Source organism: Thermogemmatispora tikiterensis, from assembly GCF_003268475.1.
Lineage (GTDB): Bacteria > Chloroflexota > Ktedonobacteria > Ktedonobacterales > Ktedonobacteraceae > Thermogemmatispora > Thermogemmatispora tikiterensis.
Window position 1 is genome coordinate 4,461,636 of the sequence record NZ_MCIF01000002.1, and the last position, 14,563, is coordinate 4,476,198.

The 14,563-nt window shown below is 63.4% G+C and carries 11 protein-coding genes; 5 read left to right on the forward strand and 6 right to left on the reverse strand.

What is annotated here, in order from left to right; translation table 11 throughout:
* Positions 1–24: 24 nt before the first annotated feature.
* The 3 genes from A4R35_RS17920 to A4R35_RS17930 all read right to left on the reverse strand — a co-directional run bounded on the left by A4R35_RS17920 (position 25) and on the right by A4R35_RS17930 (position 2,958).
* Positions 25–897, reverse strand: coding sequence for a metal ABC transporter permease (locus A4R35_RS17920; RefSeq protein WP_223258388.1), 873 nt, complete (start codon positions 895–897; stop codon positions 25–27).
* A 48-nt stretch (positions 898–945) separates the two neighbouring features.
* Positions 946–1,812, reverse strand: a complete 867-nt coding sequence (locus tag A4R35_RS17925; protein ID WP_223258389.1) for a metal ABC transporter ATP-binding protein — start codon at positions 1,810–1,812, stop codon at positions 946–948.
* A 207-nt stretch (positions 1,813–2,019) separates the two neighbouring features.
* Entirely contained in the window at positions 2,020–2,958 is a 939-nt protein-coding gene (locus A4R35_RS17930; protein ID WP_112431733.1) for a metal ABC transporter solute-binding protein, Zn/Mn family, read from the reverse strand.
* Positions 2,959–3,344: 386 nt separating this feature from the next.
* On the opposite strand from A4R35_RS17930, the gene A4R35_RS17935 reads away from it, so the two are divergent.
* The 4 genes from A4R35_RS17935 to hemH all read left to right on the forward strand — a co-directional run bounded on the left by A4R35_RS17935 (position 3,345) and on the right by hemH (position 7,780).
* Positions 3,345–4,484, forward strand: a complete 1,140-nt coding sequence (locus A4R35_RS17935) for a dipeptidase (protein WP_189361993.1) — start codon at positions 3,345–3,347, stop codon at positions 4,482–4,484.
* A 26-nt stretch (positions 4,485–4,510) separates the two neighbouring features.
* Positions 4,511–5,299, forward strand: coding sequence for a class I SAM-dependent methyltransferase (locus tag A4R35_RS17940; RefSeq protein WP_112431737.1), 789 nt, complete (start codon positions 4,511–4,513; stop codon positions 5,297–5,299).
* Positions 5,300–5,480: 181 nt separating this feature from the next.
* Positions 5,481–6,572, forward strand: a complete 1,092-nt coding sequence (gene hemE / locus A4R35_RS17945) for a uroporphyrinogen decarboxylase (protein WP_112431739.1) — start codon at positions 5,481–5,483, stop codon at positions 6,570–6,572.
* A 224-nt stretch (positions 6,573–6,796) separates the two neighbouring features.
* Entirely contained in the window at positions 6,797–7,780 is a 984-nt protein-coding gene (gene hemH / locus A4R35_RS17950; RefSeq protein ID WP_112431741.1) for a ferrochelatase, read from the forward strand.
* A 348-nt stretch (positions 7,781–8,128) separates the two neighbouring features.
* Here the strand turns inward: hemH and A4R35_RS17955 are convergent, their stop codons facing one another.
* Positions 8,129–8,896: a hypothetical protein gene (locus A4R35_RS17955; RefSeq protein WP_112431743.1), complete on the reverse strand. Its 768-nt coding sequence runs from the start codon at positions 8,894–8,896 to the stop codon at positions 8,129–8,131.
* Between the two features lie 516 nt (positions 8,897–9,412).
* Here A4R35_RS17955 and A4R35_RS17960 point away from each other — a divergent pair.
* A complete protein-coding gene (locus A4R35_RS17960; RefSeq protein WP_189361995.1) occupies positions 9,413–9,649 on the forward strand; it encodes a helix-turn-helix domain-containing protein in 237 nt (78 codons plus the stop codon).
* Between the two features lie 25 nt (positions 9,650–9,674).
* Here the strand turns inward: A4R35_RS17960 and A4R35_RS17965 are convergent, their stop codons facing one another.
* Positions 9,675–13,685: an Eco57I restriction-modification methylase domain-containing protein gene (locus A4R35_RS17965; protein WP_112431747.1), complete on the reverse strand. Its 4,011-nt coding sequence runs from the start codon at positions 13,683–13,685 to the stop codon at positions 9,675–9,677.
* Positions 13,686–13,920: 235 nt separating this feature from the next.
* Positions 13,921–14,424, reverse strand: coding sequence for an HIT family protein (locus A4R35_RS17970; RefSeq protein WP_112431749.1), 504 nt, complete (start codon positions 14,422–14,424; stop codon positions 13,921–13,923).
* Positions 14,425–14,563 lie beyond the last annotated feature (139 nt).

Genomic DNA, 14,563 nt, shown 5'->3' on the forward strand with positions numbered 1-14,563 from the left:
CTCTTGGACGATCGGGATAGGGCTTTACCTCGCGCTGGCCTGCTGTGAGAGGCCCGCGCCAGCGGCTGGTAGCGCGCCTGGCTGCGGTGGCCGTCGCTGCCAGCGCGGGGCGATGAGGCGCGCGGGAAGATAAACGATGAAGGAGAGGAAGGCGATGAAGAAGCTGACCGGGATGGTGCCGCTGAGGACGGCCAGCAGGATGCCCAGCCAGGTGTAGAGCAGCCCCAGGGCTATGGCCAGCAGGATGACCGCCCCCGGACGCAGGGCCAGTCGCCCGGCGGTGGCCGCCGGCCCGACCAGCAGGGTGAAGACAAGCAAGGCCCCGACAATTTGAACGGCGATGGCGATGGTCAGGGCCACCAGCACGAGGAAGACGACAGCTAGCAGGCGCACAGGGACACCGCGCGCCTCGGCCACCTCGGGATCGTAGGAGCTGAAGAGGAGGGGACGAAAGAGGAGCAGGATGCTGATCAGGATCAGCAGGCTGACGCCAAAACTGAGCAGGACGTCGAGACGGCTGATGCCAAGGATGGTGCCGAAGAGGATGCTGTAGACGCGCTCGGCGTAGCCGCTGTAGAGGGAGAGGAAGAGCAGGCCCAGGGCGAGGGCGAAGGTCATGAGGATGCCGATGGCCAGGTCGCGCTCGCGCAGGTTGCGCCCGAGGAGTCCGATGCCAACGGCGGCCCCGATGGTGAAGGCCAGCAGGCCGAAGAGCGGGTCGAGGCCGAGCAGGACGGCGCCGGCGGCGCCCGCGAAACCAATGTTGGGCAGGGCATGGCCGGCAAAGGTCAGGCCACGCAGCAGCAGGAAGTAGCCGGTGACAGCGGCCACAATGGCGATGCAGGTCCCGGCCAGAAACGCATTTTGGATAAAGGGATAACTCAACAGATTGATCATGGCGCCTCCGCTCCTTTCTTCCATCCTCTTGGGGGCTGGCTGCTTAAATTAAATATCGACGCCGACGACAAAGAGCCGCCCCAGGGCCTCGACGACTTCAACGGGGGCGCCGTAGAGGGCGCTCAGGGTGGCGCTGGTGATGACCTGCTCCGGTTTGCCAATGGCGGCATGCCCGCGCGCCAGATAGAGGACGCGGTCGATGACCGGCAGCAGGGGATTGACGTCGTGAGAGACGAGCAAGACGGTCATGCCGTGCGTGCGACAGAGCCGGGCGATGAGGGCGATGATCTCCTGCTCATGGCTGATGTCCAGGTTGGAGAGCGGTTCGTCGAGCAGGAGCAGACGCGGCTGACTGAGCAGGGCCTGGGCGATGAGCAGGCGCTGCTGTTCGCCGCCCGACAGGTGGGCGACGGGCATGTCGGCCAGCGCCAGGGCATCGACCTCGGCCAGGGCTTCCTCGATGATGGCCTGGCGCCGGCGTCCGCCGGAGACGAACCAGCCCGGTCCCCAGCGATGGCCATCGAGACCGAAGCCGACGAGATCGCGCGCGCGCAAACTGAGGGCGCCCTCCAGCGTGCGGTGCTGGGGGGCATAACCGATCAGCCGGTTGCCGCGGCGCGGCGCCTGCCCAAAGAGGCGCACAGTGCCTGCGCTGGGCCGGATCAGCCCGAGCAGCACCTTGAGAAGGGTGCTCTTGCCGGCCCCGTTTGGCCCCAGCACGGCAATGAATTCACCCGGGTTGATGGTGAAGCTGACTTCCTGCAGAATGGTCCTGCCTCCCAGGCAGACGCTGACTCCCTCTAGCTCGATGACTGGCTCTGAAATTGGGGTCGCCTCCTGACCCGGGCCCCTCAAGGAAGAAGCTTGAGGCGCCGCTCCGGAAGGAGCGAGGCGCTGGTCGTGCTTGGTGCTCACTGGGCGTGCTCCTTTTCTGTCCTCTGCTCTGTGTACTGTGCTGTGGGTACTGTGCTGTGCTGTGAGTACTGTGCTGCCTTGTCTGATCTACTACTTCCTTGCTCGCTTGACTGCTCCCGCGCGCCAGCTATGTGCCAGGCCGCCTCGATTGGCCCGGCTCAGGCTGACTGGCGCGCTGAGGTCCGGTCTCTCTTCTCTCTCTCTCGCTCAAGCTGCCTGGGCCTTTTGCAGAGCTGTCTCCAGGGCATTGAGCTGGTCCAGCATCCACGTCTGATACGTTTTGCCCGGCGGCATGGTCTCGCTCACCGGGATCACTGGAATCTGATGGGCCAGGGCTTCGCTGCGCAGCTTCGCGGTGATGGCTGTGGCGGTCTGCTCATTATAAATCAAAACGTTGATGCGATGCTGCTGGATCTGGTTCTCGACGGTGACCACGCTGCTGGCCGGGGGATCGTTGCCCTCGGCAATGGCTTTCTGGAAGTCGAAGGGGGTGAGCACGTTCAGCCCCATGAGGGTGGTCTGATAGAGAAAAAGGGTTTCGGTTAGCCCAACCGGGGTGCCGGCGTAGCGCGCTTTGATCTCGGCGAGCTTGTTGGTGATCTGCTCTAGCGAGCTGAGGAAACGCTGCAGGTTTTGCTGATAGTCGCCGGCGTGGGCCGGGTCAAGTTTCTGCAGGGCCTGGCTGATGGCGCGCGCGATGGCGCCGATGTCGGCAGGACTGTACCAGACGTGCTCGTTGTCCTCCAGCCTGACGGGGGCCAGCTCGTACCCCTTGAGGACGATGCGCCCCTCTTGAGGGGCCGCCGCCAGCAGGTGATCGATCCAGCTGTCGTAGCCGCCACCGTTGGCAATGACAAGCCTGGCCTGCGCCACGGCAACGGCGTTCTGGACGTTGCTTTCGTATTCGTGCGGGTCAATGTTGGGATCGCTCAGAATGCTGGTGACGGCGACATGATCGCCGCCAAGCTGGCGCGCAATATCGCCGTAGAAGTTCTCCGCCGCCACGATGGCAAGCTTGCCCGCGCTGTCCCCGGTGCTGCCAGCGCTAAGGCTGCCTGCGCTGCAGGCGCTCCCCAGCAGGCTGACAAGTAGAAATAGTCCTACGGCGAGCAGGAAACGCGCCGTCCGGCTCGTGGTCTGATACATGCCGCTTGCTCCTCCCTCACCACAAGCCCTCGGCGAGCTTGCGGCGTTATTGATACAGCATCTCTCTTACTGAGGAGCATACCACAATGAAGAGAGCGCTGTCAATGAGATAACGTCTCAACAAGCGAGCGCTGTAGCAGGAGAGGCGGATGAGCAGATGGACGAGAGCAGTCGCGCCAGCGTCAGGGCGGCGTCGCTCTGCTGTGGGCCAGGCTTGCTTCTCGACAGCGCTGGCGCGTGTAGCATATCATGAGGACGTGGCCGAGAACGATCCTATCCTGTCCTGGGCGCTGCCCCTCGCAAGAGGGTCGGGTCCTTGCGGGAGGCGCACAGGTGCTGGACTGGTCGGCCAGCTTGCTAAACTGGAGAGGAAGCGAAAGCGAGTCATGTTCATTGTCGATGCGCATCAAGACATTGCCTACAATGCTCTGGAGTGGGGGCGTGATCTGCGGCGAGCGGTGGCCGAGACGCGGGCGCTGGAGGCGCGCGAGCACCCCGATTACTGCCGCGAGGATGCCCAGGGGGGTATCTGCATGGTGGGGCTGCCGGAGCTGCGCCGTGGGGGGGTGGCTATTGTCTTTGGGACCCTCTTCGCCTATCCCCTGCTCGGGGTGGGCAAAGGCGTCAATCCGCGCTATCGGCTCACCCAGAGCTATCGTGATCCAGAGGGAGCCTGGCGGGTGGCGCGGGCGCAACTGGACTACTATCGCCGGCTGGCACAGGAGGCCGGTGTCTGGTTGCTGCTCACCCAGGAGGATCTGGAGCGCTTCATCGAAGCCTGGTCGCAGAGCAATGCAGATGATCCACAGCGTCCCTTTGGTATTGTGCCTTTGATGGAGGGAGCCGACGCGGTGCGCCGGCCCGAGGAGGCGGAGGACTGGTTTGCGGCGGGTCTGCGTGTGCTGGGTCTGGCCTGGGCGCATGGCTCGCGCTACTGCGGTGGCAATGGGCGGCCCGGTCCTTTGACGTCAGAGGGGCGCAGCCTCTTGCGCCATATGCAGCGCCTCGGCCTGGTGCTCGATACCAGTCACCTGGCCGAAGAGAGTTTCTGGCAGGCTTTGGAGCAGTTCGAGGGAACGGTGATCGCCAGTCATAGCAACTGCCGGGCGTTGGTTGATACGCCCCGTCATCTCAGCGATGCCATGATTCGCGCCATTGCGGAGCGCGGCGGCGTCATTGGCATCGCTCCGATCAATCCTTTCCTCTACGCGGACTGGAAGCGGAGCCAGCCTTTTGCGGTCTCGCTGCGGCGCGTGGTGGAGCACATTGATCATGTCTGTCAGTTGACGGGGAGCGCCAGCCATGTGGGGATCGGCAGCGATCTCGATGGCGGCTTTGGGCGCGATGAGACGCCGGAGGAGCTGGAGACGGTGGCCGATTTCCCGCGCCTGGCGGAGGCGCTGGCGGCGGCTGGCTATGCCCAGGAGGATATTGTGCGCATCATGGGAGGAAACTGGCTGCGCTTGCTGGAGCGCGTCCTGCCGCGATCCGGCGCTGCTTCACCGGAGACAGACGAGAAAGGATAGTATCTACTCCTGCAGGAGCCACTTTGATGGAGAAGCGCTTTGTGCCAAATCAGAAGCGTCTGAGGCGCTTTCAGGATCACGAACTGGTCAGCCATTACCATTTGCGCCCTTTCTATCCGCCGGAGACCTTTGTCATTCTTGAGGAGTTGATGGTGGATGAGCCGCGCGTGGTGCTTGATCTGGGCTGTGGCACCGGCAATGTGGCCCGTCCGCTGGCTGCCTCGGCGGCGGTGGAACGCATCGATGCTGTCGATGTCTCGCTGGCTATGCTGGAGCGGGCCAGGGAGCTGCCGGGGGGTGATGCGCCGACAATTCGCTGGATTCACGGGCGGGCTGAGGATGTGGCCTTGACGCCGCCCTATGCCCTGGTGACGGCGGGTATGTGCCTCCATTGGATGGATTGGGGGCAGGTTTTGCCTCGCCTGGCCCATATGCTGACGCCGCGGGGCCTGCTGGCTATTCTCAACCTGCAGCAGTCCATGCCCTGGCGGCAGGCGTACCAGCAGATCCGCCGGCGCTTCGCCGACGGGCGGCCAGCGCCGGGCCTGAATCTGGTTGCTGCAATGGCGCAGCGTGGACTGTTTCGCCTGCTTGGCGAGCGCCAGACGGCGCCGCTGCCGATGCAGCAAACGGTCGAGGATTACATTGCCGCGCAGTATGCCTACAGTTCACTGGCAGGGCTGGATAGCGAGCAGCGGGCTGACTTTGAGCAGGAGATGCGCACGCTGCTGACGCCCTTTGCACGGGATGGCCTGCTCAGCTTCGAGGTGGTTGCTACGATCACCTGGGGCCGGCCCTGCGACGCCGCGGGCTGAGCTGGCTTTCTCCTGGGGGAGGAGTTACAAAAATCTCACAATCTGGTAGAAAGCGGTAGAGATTTTTGCAAAATTTGCCGCCGCCCTGCCTTCCACGCTATCATATGACATGGCGCAGAGGCAAGGACCTCCTCGCCTCATCCTCACAAGAAAGGACTCCTTTTTTTCTGGATAGCGTTCTATGCAGACTGAACAAGAGCATCACTCGCAGGTGGAAGGCGCAGGGCCGGCGGCTGCGACGGGCCTGGCTCGCTTCCTGGCTGCCTGTCGCAGAGAGCAGCCGGACGCGACCCCGGTCTGGTTTATGCGTCAGGCCGGGCGCTGCCTCGCCGAGTACCGTGAGCTGCGCAAGCGCTACGATATCCTCACGATGGCCAAGACGCCCGAGCTGTGTGCGCAGGTGACCCTGATGCCGGTCGAGCAGCTCGGCGTTGATGCGGCGGTCCTCTATGCCGACATTATGCTGCCGATGGAGGGCATGGGGGTCTCGCTGGAGATTCAGCCTGAGATTGGCCCCATTATTCATCACCCGATTCGCACGCTGAGCGATGTGGCGGCCCTGCAGGTGCGCGAGCCGGAGGAGGCCACGCCCTTTGTTCTGGAGGCGGTGCGCCTGGTGCGGCGCGAGCTGGAGGGGAAGAAGGCGGTGATCGGCTTCTCGGGAGCGCCCTTTACCCTGGCCTGTTATTTGATCGAGGGGCGCCCGTCGCGCGACTATACCCAGGCCAAGGCGGTGATGTACGGGCAGCCGGCCCTCTGGCATGCCTTGATGGAGAAGCTGACCGAGGTGGTGACGCGCTATCTGCTCGGGCAGATCCGCGCCGGGGTGACGGCGGTCCAGCTCTTCGATAGCTGGGTGGGAGCGCTCGGGCCAGAGGCCTATCGGCGCTATGTGCTCCCGTACAGCCAGCGCATCTTTGCGGCAGTCAAGGAGACGGGTACGCCGAGCATTCATTTCGGGACGGGCAACGCCGCGCTGTTGGAGCTGCTGGCCGAGGCGGGTGGCGATGTGATCAGCGTGGACTGGCGGGTCAATCTTGATGCAGCCTGGGAGCGCATTGGCTACGAGCGCGGTATCCAGGGCAATCTTGATCCGGTGCTGCTCCTGGCGCCCTGGGAGATTCTTGAAGAGGGGGCGCGCGACGTGCTGCGTCGGGCCGCTGGCCGGCCTGGCCACATTTTTAATCTGGGGCATGGCGTGCCGGCGGAGGCCGATCCCTCTGTACTGCGCCGGCTCGTCGATTTTGTGCATGAGGAGACGCGTCGCCGCTGACGAGAACCTGACCTGACCTGATCTGACCGACCCGGGCGCTGCCGCCTGGGGGCAGAGGTTCAGCGGCTCACTTCCCACTGGTCGCGCTCCTGGTTTCCCGGTCGACAGTCGGCTGATGAGCGCTGCGGCAAGAGGTCGCTCAAGGCTCCCGACTGTCTGAGGCCGGCACTGAATGATGAGAGAGCTGAGACTGATCTCAAGAGAAGAGTGAGGGATAGACTGCGATGGAGAGCGTCAAGCGTGTCGGCGTGGTCTTGATGACCTATGGCTCGCCGGCCACTCTCGATGATGTTGAGACCTATATGACGAATGTGCGTGGAGGGCGCAAGCCCGAGCCGGAGCTGGTTGAGGAGTTTCGGCGCCGCTACGAGCTGATCGGAGGTTCGCCGCTGATTCGCATTACGCAGCAGCAGGCGGCGGCCCTGGAGGAGGAGCTGAATCGGCGCCATCCGGCGGGGCCGCGCTTTCAGGTGGTGGCGGGGATGCGCTTCTCGCCGCCGTTTGTGGCCGATGTGGTGCCCGAGGCGGCGGCGGACGCTCAGGCGCTGATCGGCCTGATCATGTCGCCGCAGTATTCGCCGATTATTATGGGCGGCTATATTCAGGCGCTCACGGAGGCGGCGGCGCGCCTGGGGCGCTCTGATCTGCTGGTGAAGGTGGCTGAGGACTGGCATCTGCAGCCTGATTTTATCGAGGCGCTGGCGGGACGGGTGCGCCAGGCGCTGGATCGCTTCCCGCCGGAGGTGCGTGCGCGGGTGCCGGTGCTCTTTACGGCCCATAGTATGCCGAAGCGCGTGGTGGATGGCGAGCCGGGCTACATTGCGGCCCTCAAGGAGACGGCGGCAGCCGTGGCCGAGCGGGTGGGTCTGCCGTCTGAGCGCTGGCTCTTCTGCTACCAGAGCGCCGGGCATACGCCGGAGGAGTGGCTGAAGCCGGATTTCGCCGATGTGATGCCGGAGCTGAAGGCGGCGGGCCATACGCATGTTTTGATGGCGCCGGTGCAGTTTCTGGCTGACCATCTGGAGATCCTCTACGATATCGATGTGGGAGCGCGGGAGCAGGCCGAGCAGGCCGGACTGCAGTTCGCGCGCATCGAGTCGCTGAATGTAGAGCCGCACTTTATTGCGGCGCTGGCGGCGGTGGTGGAGGAGACATTGCGCGCGGCGCTGGCCGGGCTGCCGTCGACGTCTCAGGCTCGGGTGGGCTGAGTCTGACTGACTGTGTGGCTGTTGTGGATGAGCCGGGTCATCGCAGCCAGGCGGAGCGTCACTGCGTCAGGCTTGCCTGATTGCTGGCTGGCTTGACGCTCTGCAGGCGCTCTTTGCTGGTGTGTGGCCCGCCTCCTTCCTCTGTCGGTTCATCCTGGCTGACGGGGCGGGGCGGCGATCCTGGTGGCCGGCGGCGATCAGCCTCTGCTGATGATGGGGCGATGAGAAAGGGCGATGGGAGGAGACGGCTGGTGCGTAGCCGCTGCCCATCGCCCTCGGCTCAAGGGATAGAGAGGTCCAGGGACGAGATCACCCGCGGAATCGAAAAGGAAAGGAATGAACAATCTGCTAGGAACTGGCGGCCTGACCCACTGGCTCGCTCTCTTGACTGGCCAGGCTCTCCGCCGCCAGGAAATACTGGCCCTCGACCAGGCTGCCATCGGGACGGACATGGATGAGGCCACGATAGTGGCCATGAACGAGGGTCAGGCCCGTGGGCAGAGGCTGCAAGGTCCGCAATTTGACCCAGGGCGCCAGTTGGCGTAACCACTCCTGGGCCAGGGCCTGCGCTTCTTGCTCGTCGGCGGCATAGAAGAGATAGAGCAGGTCGGAGGTCGATCCGGCGCTGCTGGCCAGCAGCCAGAGTGTCTTGGACTCATCCGGCTCGTCCTCGTCACGCGCTCCACGCTCCTGAATGGCCGGCAGCGGCTCCGTCTCCCCGCCTTCCTCGCTGCGCAGCGCCAGGGGGTGACCAGCCTGCTCCAGACGCACCGCCTCTGTTGAGGGGGCGGCTATAGTCGCCGCCGCCGCTTCCTCCGCTGCCGCTGGGGCCTGCCCCTGGCTCTGGTCCTGGCTCTGGTCCTGCCCCTGCCCCTGGCTTCCCGCTCGCTCCGGCAGCAGGCTCTCGCCACGCTCAAAGACCTCAAAGACCAGCTCCAGCGCCTGCTCCGGCCCCACCAGCTCGCAGAGCCGCTGATGATAACGCTCCATGTTGCGCAGGCGAGCCTCGATAAAGGCATGCTTCGACCAGCCGATCGCCGGCGCGTAGAGCGCTCGCCGCCCGGCAATGTACTCCTCTTCCAGCCGCTTGCGCAGCTCCGCTACTTCACTCACCATCTCGCAAGTGCTTCTCCTTTCTCTTTTCTTGGCTTGCCTTGTCATTCACTGACCCTTGCGGGCTACCCTCTTTTTTTCAGTTCCAGCTCTTAGTATAGAACATCTTTGAGATTTTTGCAATGCTTAGAGATGACTAGAAATGAAGAGAATTAACCAGGAAGGAATAGGCAAGCAAACGGTAACGCTTGTTTTGAAGCGCCTTCGTGGCCTATACTTAGGGAAGTATTGAAGAGTGCACAAGCGTGCAGAGAGCGGAATGTTAGTGCATGTACGTGCATGTAGTCACGGGATTCCGAGGGACGAGTAGAACCTTGGCCAACTATGGAGACCGCAATACTGAGGATGGGAGTACCACTGTCCTATTGCTCAGGCCAAGGGTCTTCACACTGTTTCAGAAAACGCGCTGTCTGCCTGTCATGATGAGAGGCTCTCTGCATTGCCTGGAGATCAGGCGCGGATATGAGAGGCTTTCTGACTGTCTCAAGAGGTAGAGGGTCATACATGTGTGAAGGTTTAATGACTGCAAAAGAGGCTGCCGATTACATGCGGGTGAGCGTGCGTACAATCCGCGATTGGGTCAAAAAGGGTCTCATTCCAGTAGTGCCTGTTGGTGCGCAGGAGTATCGCTTTACAAAGAAGGACCTGGACCACTATATCGAAACGCAGCGGCAAATTTGGCAGCCACGTCGCCGTCGCAGCACTGGCTCAAGGGGGAGGAGCAACAGCAGCCTCCCTGAGCAAGATGATGCTTGATGCTGTCTGATCAGCTAAGCAGCTCTCACCACTCGCCGTAGCGATAGCGGGTTTCTTCTTCGATCAGGGTGCGTTCTGGCTGATCGAGGGCGAAGGCGTCGTAGACGGCGTTGTTGAGAGCGGTCTCCAGGTGGACGATCTCGGCGGTGAGCTGTTCGATTGCCTGGCGGCGCTCGGAGAGCAGCTCCTCCCACTCGTCGCGATCCTTGAGGGGGATGTCGCGTTTGAAGCTGCGGCGCAGCTCTTCGCGGAAGGTGTCGAAGGGGAGCGTCCACCACTCCTGGAGGCGCTCGCTCAGCCTGGTCTGGCCGGCGCCCAGGTCTTGGATGATACGTTGGGTGGTGCGGCGCCGCAGGCTATAGCGCTGTTGGGCCACCTCGGTGAGCTGCCGGGCCAGGGCGCCGATCCTCTGGCGCTGCTCCTCGCTCAGCTCGGGAATGGGCAGGCGCTCAATGTATTGTATCTTTTGCTGGTAAATCATCAGCCCTTCTCGCTCGGCGAGTGGAGCGCAGAGATTTGAGATACAGAACCAGATCACGCGTGATTGGAGAAGGCCCAGAAGCGAGAAATCTATAGCTTCCAGGATAAAGCCTTTATCATTGCAGAAGTAGCCCTTCTCATCCCAGGAGAAACGCGGGTACTTGGCCATGTCAGGCCAGAAGACTTTCGTCGTCTCAAATTCCTGATAGTAATCAATCGCATCTTGTATCTCATACCACCGGTATGAGCCTGGCTTACGGCCCGGCCAGGGGCGACGCGGGTCCCAGTCTGCCGGACGTGGCTCCAGCCGCTCGCGGAACTGCTCCAGGTGAGCCTTGATGGCTGGATACGCATCGATGTCGATGCCGCGGCGAGCGAAAATCAGCCAGCGGCCCTCGTTCTCCTGGTACCAGGGGCGCAGGTCCTCGCCGCGCACCAGCGGCTTGAGCAGGGCCGCGCTGGCCGGATCGGCCTGCACCAGGCGCTCGCGCGTCGCCGTATCCACAATGAAGGCCTCGTTCAGGCCCGTCACCACCCCGCGATACATGCGTCCGGCCACCACCTCCTTCAGCGGCCTCCCGCTGGTCAGCAGGCGTTCGAAGAGGCGGCGCGAGGCATCGCTGCGGAGCTGCCAGCCGCTATCGGGCTGATCGCCGATCGTCACCGCAAAGCGCAGCTCCTCCAGGCGGCGGGCGAAATCCCTGACCCCCTCGCTGCGCGTGAAGACCGCCACCTGGGCCTGGCTCCCTGGCGGCGGCGGCGCCTTGCGCACCATCTGGATGGCCGGGCTGAGGTCCGGTGCATCGGCGAAGATGCGCGTATTGCCCAGATCGATCAGCTCCTCGACCGTCGTCTGCGTCCGCAGGAACTGGCGCAGGGCCGTTGCATAATTGGCGCGCAGCCAGCTATTGCTACTGATATAGGCCAGACGGCCCCCCGGACGCAGCAGGCGCAGGCCCTGCGCAAAGAAATAGACAAAGAGATCGGCCTGCCCGTGGTAGACGGGATAATGCGCCTGGAAGAAGGGCTTATCCTCTCCCAGCTTCTCCTGACGCACATAGGGAGGATTGCCGATCACCACATCGAAACCGGCCTGCTCGCCCAGCGGGCGGCCATCGGGAGCAAAGAAGACCTCGGGAAACTCCAGCTCCCAATGGAAGAAGAGGCGGCGCTGGCTCAGGGTATGGGCGGCATCCAGCAATTCCAGCGCCTGCCGCTCATACTCATAGGCTTCTGGCTTCCCCACCGCATAGGCCGTCAGCCAGCCCCACCAGCCTTCCTTAACCTCCACCCCATAGAAGAGGGCCGTCGCCAGATCCAGAATCCCCTGATACTTCGCAATAAAGTGGCTGCGCAGGCGCTCGTAGACCTCCTCCTGACGGCGCACCTCGGCCAGCGAGCGCCCCTCAGTCCCCTCGATCTCGCTGATCCACTGCAGCGCCTCCCCCACTCCTGTGCGGAACTCCTCGTCTTCCAGCAGCACCAGCTGCAGCGGCTGCGGCTCCTCCCCGGCTGACCCCGTGCCAGCCTCGCCGTTCGAGCCTGCCGCGTTGCCCGCGCTGGAGGCTGGTGCCGGCGTGCTCCGGGCCTGCCCATTCCCCGGGCGGCTGCGGCCCCGGCGGCCATTGGCGCTCGACTCAGCGCCTGCCGGCTCCTCCAGGCGGCCTGCCAGTGGATGGCGTCCCGCCGCCGCCTCGGCCAGCCATGACCCCACCAGGGCATTGCCCGGGCGCAGGTGGTGGTCCAGAAAGCTCAGCGGATACTCGCGGGCCGCCGTCGCCAGCCAGAGCGACAGCTTCGCCAGCTCCACCGCCAGCGGATTCAGATCCACCCCATAGAGGCACTGCTGCACCACGCGCCGCTTCCAATAGACCACATCCGTCTCGCCCGTCTTCTCCTCTGGCACGGCGCCCAGCTCCACCAGCGAGCGCGCCAGAAACTCCAGCGCCTCCACCAGAAAATGGCCGCTGCCCATCGCCGGATCGAGCACATTGATCCCCAGCACTGCCGCGATGCGCTCCTCCTGCGAGCGTGCCCCGCGCAGCGCCTCATCGAGAACCGGCTGCAGCGTGCGCTCCACCATATACTTGACCACAAAATCCGGCGTATAGTAGCTGCCCGTCAGCTTCCGCTGGCCGCTATCGGTCACCAGATAGACTTCGCCCGGCTCATAGCGGCGGGCGACGGCGCGGCCATTGACCTGAGAGAGCGGCACCACCTCGCTCGTCGCCTGCAGCTCGGCCATTGGCTCCTCGGCCACATAGAGCGTATACTCCAGCAGCCCCTCGTAGATCGTCCCCAGGTGGCGCTCCGACAGATCGCGGTAATCGATCGGCACCTTGCGGCTGCGATCGTGTGGATCGGGCGCATAGGCCAGCAGCTCCAGGGCCTGACAGAGGGCCTCGTCGCCGACCGCGTACTGCTGCAGGAAAGGCGCCTTCTGCGGATCGAAGAGGCCACCATCGAAGACACTGACCCCCATCAGGCGATTGCCCGCATGCAGGCTCTCGAAGAGCGTCTTCAAATGGGCCCAGACCAGGGCCACATTGGAGAGCGCCGTCTTCTCCTGCAGCAGGCGCGAGGCCTGCTGTGCCAGCATCCGCAGGCTGAAGCGCCTGCTATAGATCGTGCCGCTCTCCACCGGCAGCAACTGGCGGGCCTCCGCATAGAAGATAAAGAGCAGGCGGTAGAGCAGGATCAGCGCATGCTCATAGACCAGGCGGCGGTTCTCCGGCGTTGGGGCCAGCTCATTGCGCGGAAACTGGAAGAGGCCTTGAGCGATCAGGCGCAGGGCATCGTAGACCTGCTCGCGCAGATTCTCGCGCACGCGCTGGGCCGACTCGCTGCTGGCCGTCAGCAGCTGATCCAGCGAGAGGGGCGAGAGAGGGTTGAATGCCTCTGCGCGGAAGAACGCGTAGAAATAGAGGAACTGCTGAGGGTCACCATTCTCCAGAAGCTCGGGCAGGTCGACCTCGTAGAAGACATCCAGCTTATGGGCGGTTGAGCGATGGTAGAGGCGCCATTTGCGACCATTGGTCAGCAGGCCCCAGGGCAGGCCGCTATGCAGCATATAAAAGAAGATCTGCCAGGAAGGATTTTTATTCGAGAAGGCCTCTGAAGCTGAGCGGGCCATCTGATCGAGGGGGCGGTCCCAATACTTGGCATCGCCGACGGCGAGCGCCCCGCGCTCCGAGGCCTGTTCATCGAGAGGGAGGCCCTGGCAGGCCACGCGTGCGGTTTCCGAAGCAAAAAAGACATAGTCAGGTTTCTGCACGCCGCCGGGCACCTGGAGCGACGGCTGCACCGTAAAGATATGGCCCAGCGCCTCCAGCACCGGCTGAATCCATTCATGTTCCGTCTGAGCCTCGTTGGCTGTCTTCTGCAGCGGGCGGAAACGCTCATAGCGCTGGCGCAGTTCTTGTTGCACGCGCTCCGCCCTGGGGATCAGCGCCTGCCACTCGGGCTGATTGGGAAGCACCTCATCGAGGAAGTAGTCGGAGAAGAGGCGCTGATTATTATGGCGAGCGATCAGCGGCAACTGCCTTGCCTCGGGCACCTGACCAGACCCCCTCTTGTTCGGAACTAACGACGGAGAGGCCACCTCGCTGACCAGCTAAGGTATGCGGCTTAGTACGTTACTATAGCACAACAGAAGCGTGAGGGCAAGAAGCCGGCGGCGGGAGGCGCTGCTCTGGTCGCGAATCTTAGGCCGGAGGCGGTCAGGAAGCGCCAGCGTGCAGCGCCGCGAGCCGCGAGCGCGCCGGGTGCCCGGGTGCTGGCCCTGCCCTTGTTCACGTTCCCTGAAGGGTAGCGAGCGTCTCCTTGAGCTGACGATAGACATTATCGAGATGCTCGGGGATCACCTTCACATCGGCGATCACCGGCATAAAATTCGTATCGCCGAGCCAGCGCGGCACCACGTGCAGATGCATATGGTCGGCGAAGCCGGCGCCGGCCACCTTCCCCTCATTGATCCCCAGATTGAAGCCATCGGGGGCCATCAGCTTGCGCAGCGCGCGCAGAGCCAGTTGGGCCTGAGCCATCAGCTCGCCGAGCGTCTCCGCCTCCAGCTCTGTAATGCTGGGCACGTGGCGGTAAGGGGCGATCATCAGATGGCCGTTATTGTAAGGATAGAGATTGAGCATCATAAAGCAGCGCTCGCCGCGGTAGACGATATGGTTGCGAGCATCGTCGTGGGCGGCGGGCTTGCTACAAAAGATGCACTCATCGGACTTCGCCTGTTGGTCCTTTGGCGTAATGTACGCCATGCGCCAGGGAGCCCATAAATTTTCCATGCGCGCAGTTCTCCTTGCTGAATCTGGATAAGAAGGAGCAGGGCAAGGGCAGCGCAGGCGACAAATGAGCTGCACCTGCTTGCCTGGGCGAAGACGAGTATAGCAGGAGGAAAAGAGGAAGGTCAATCTATCTGTCGGG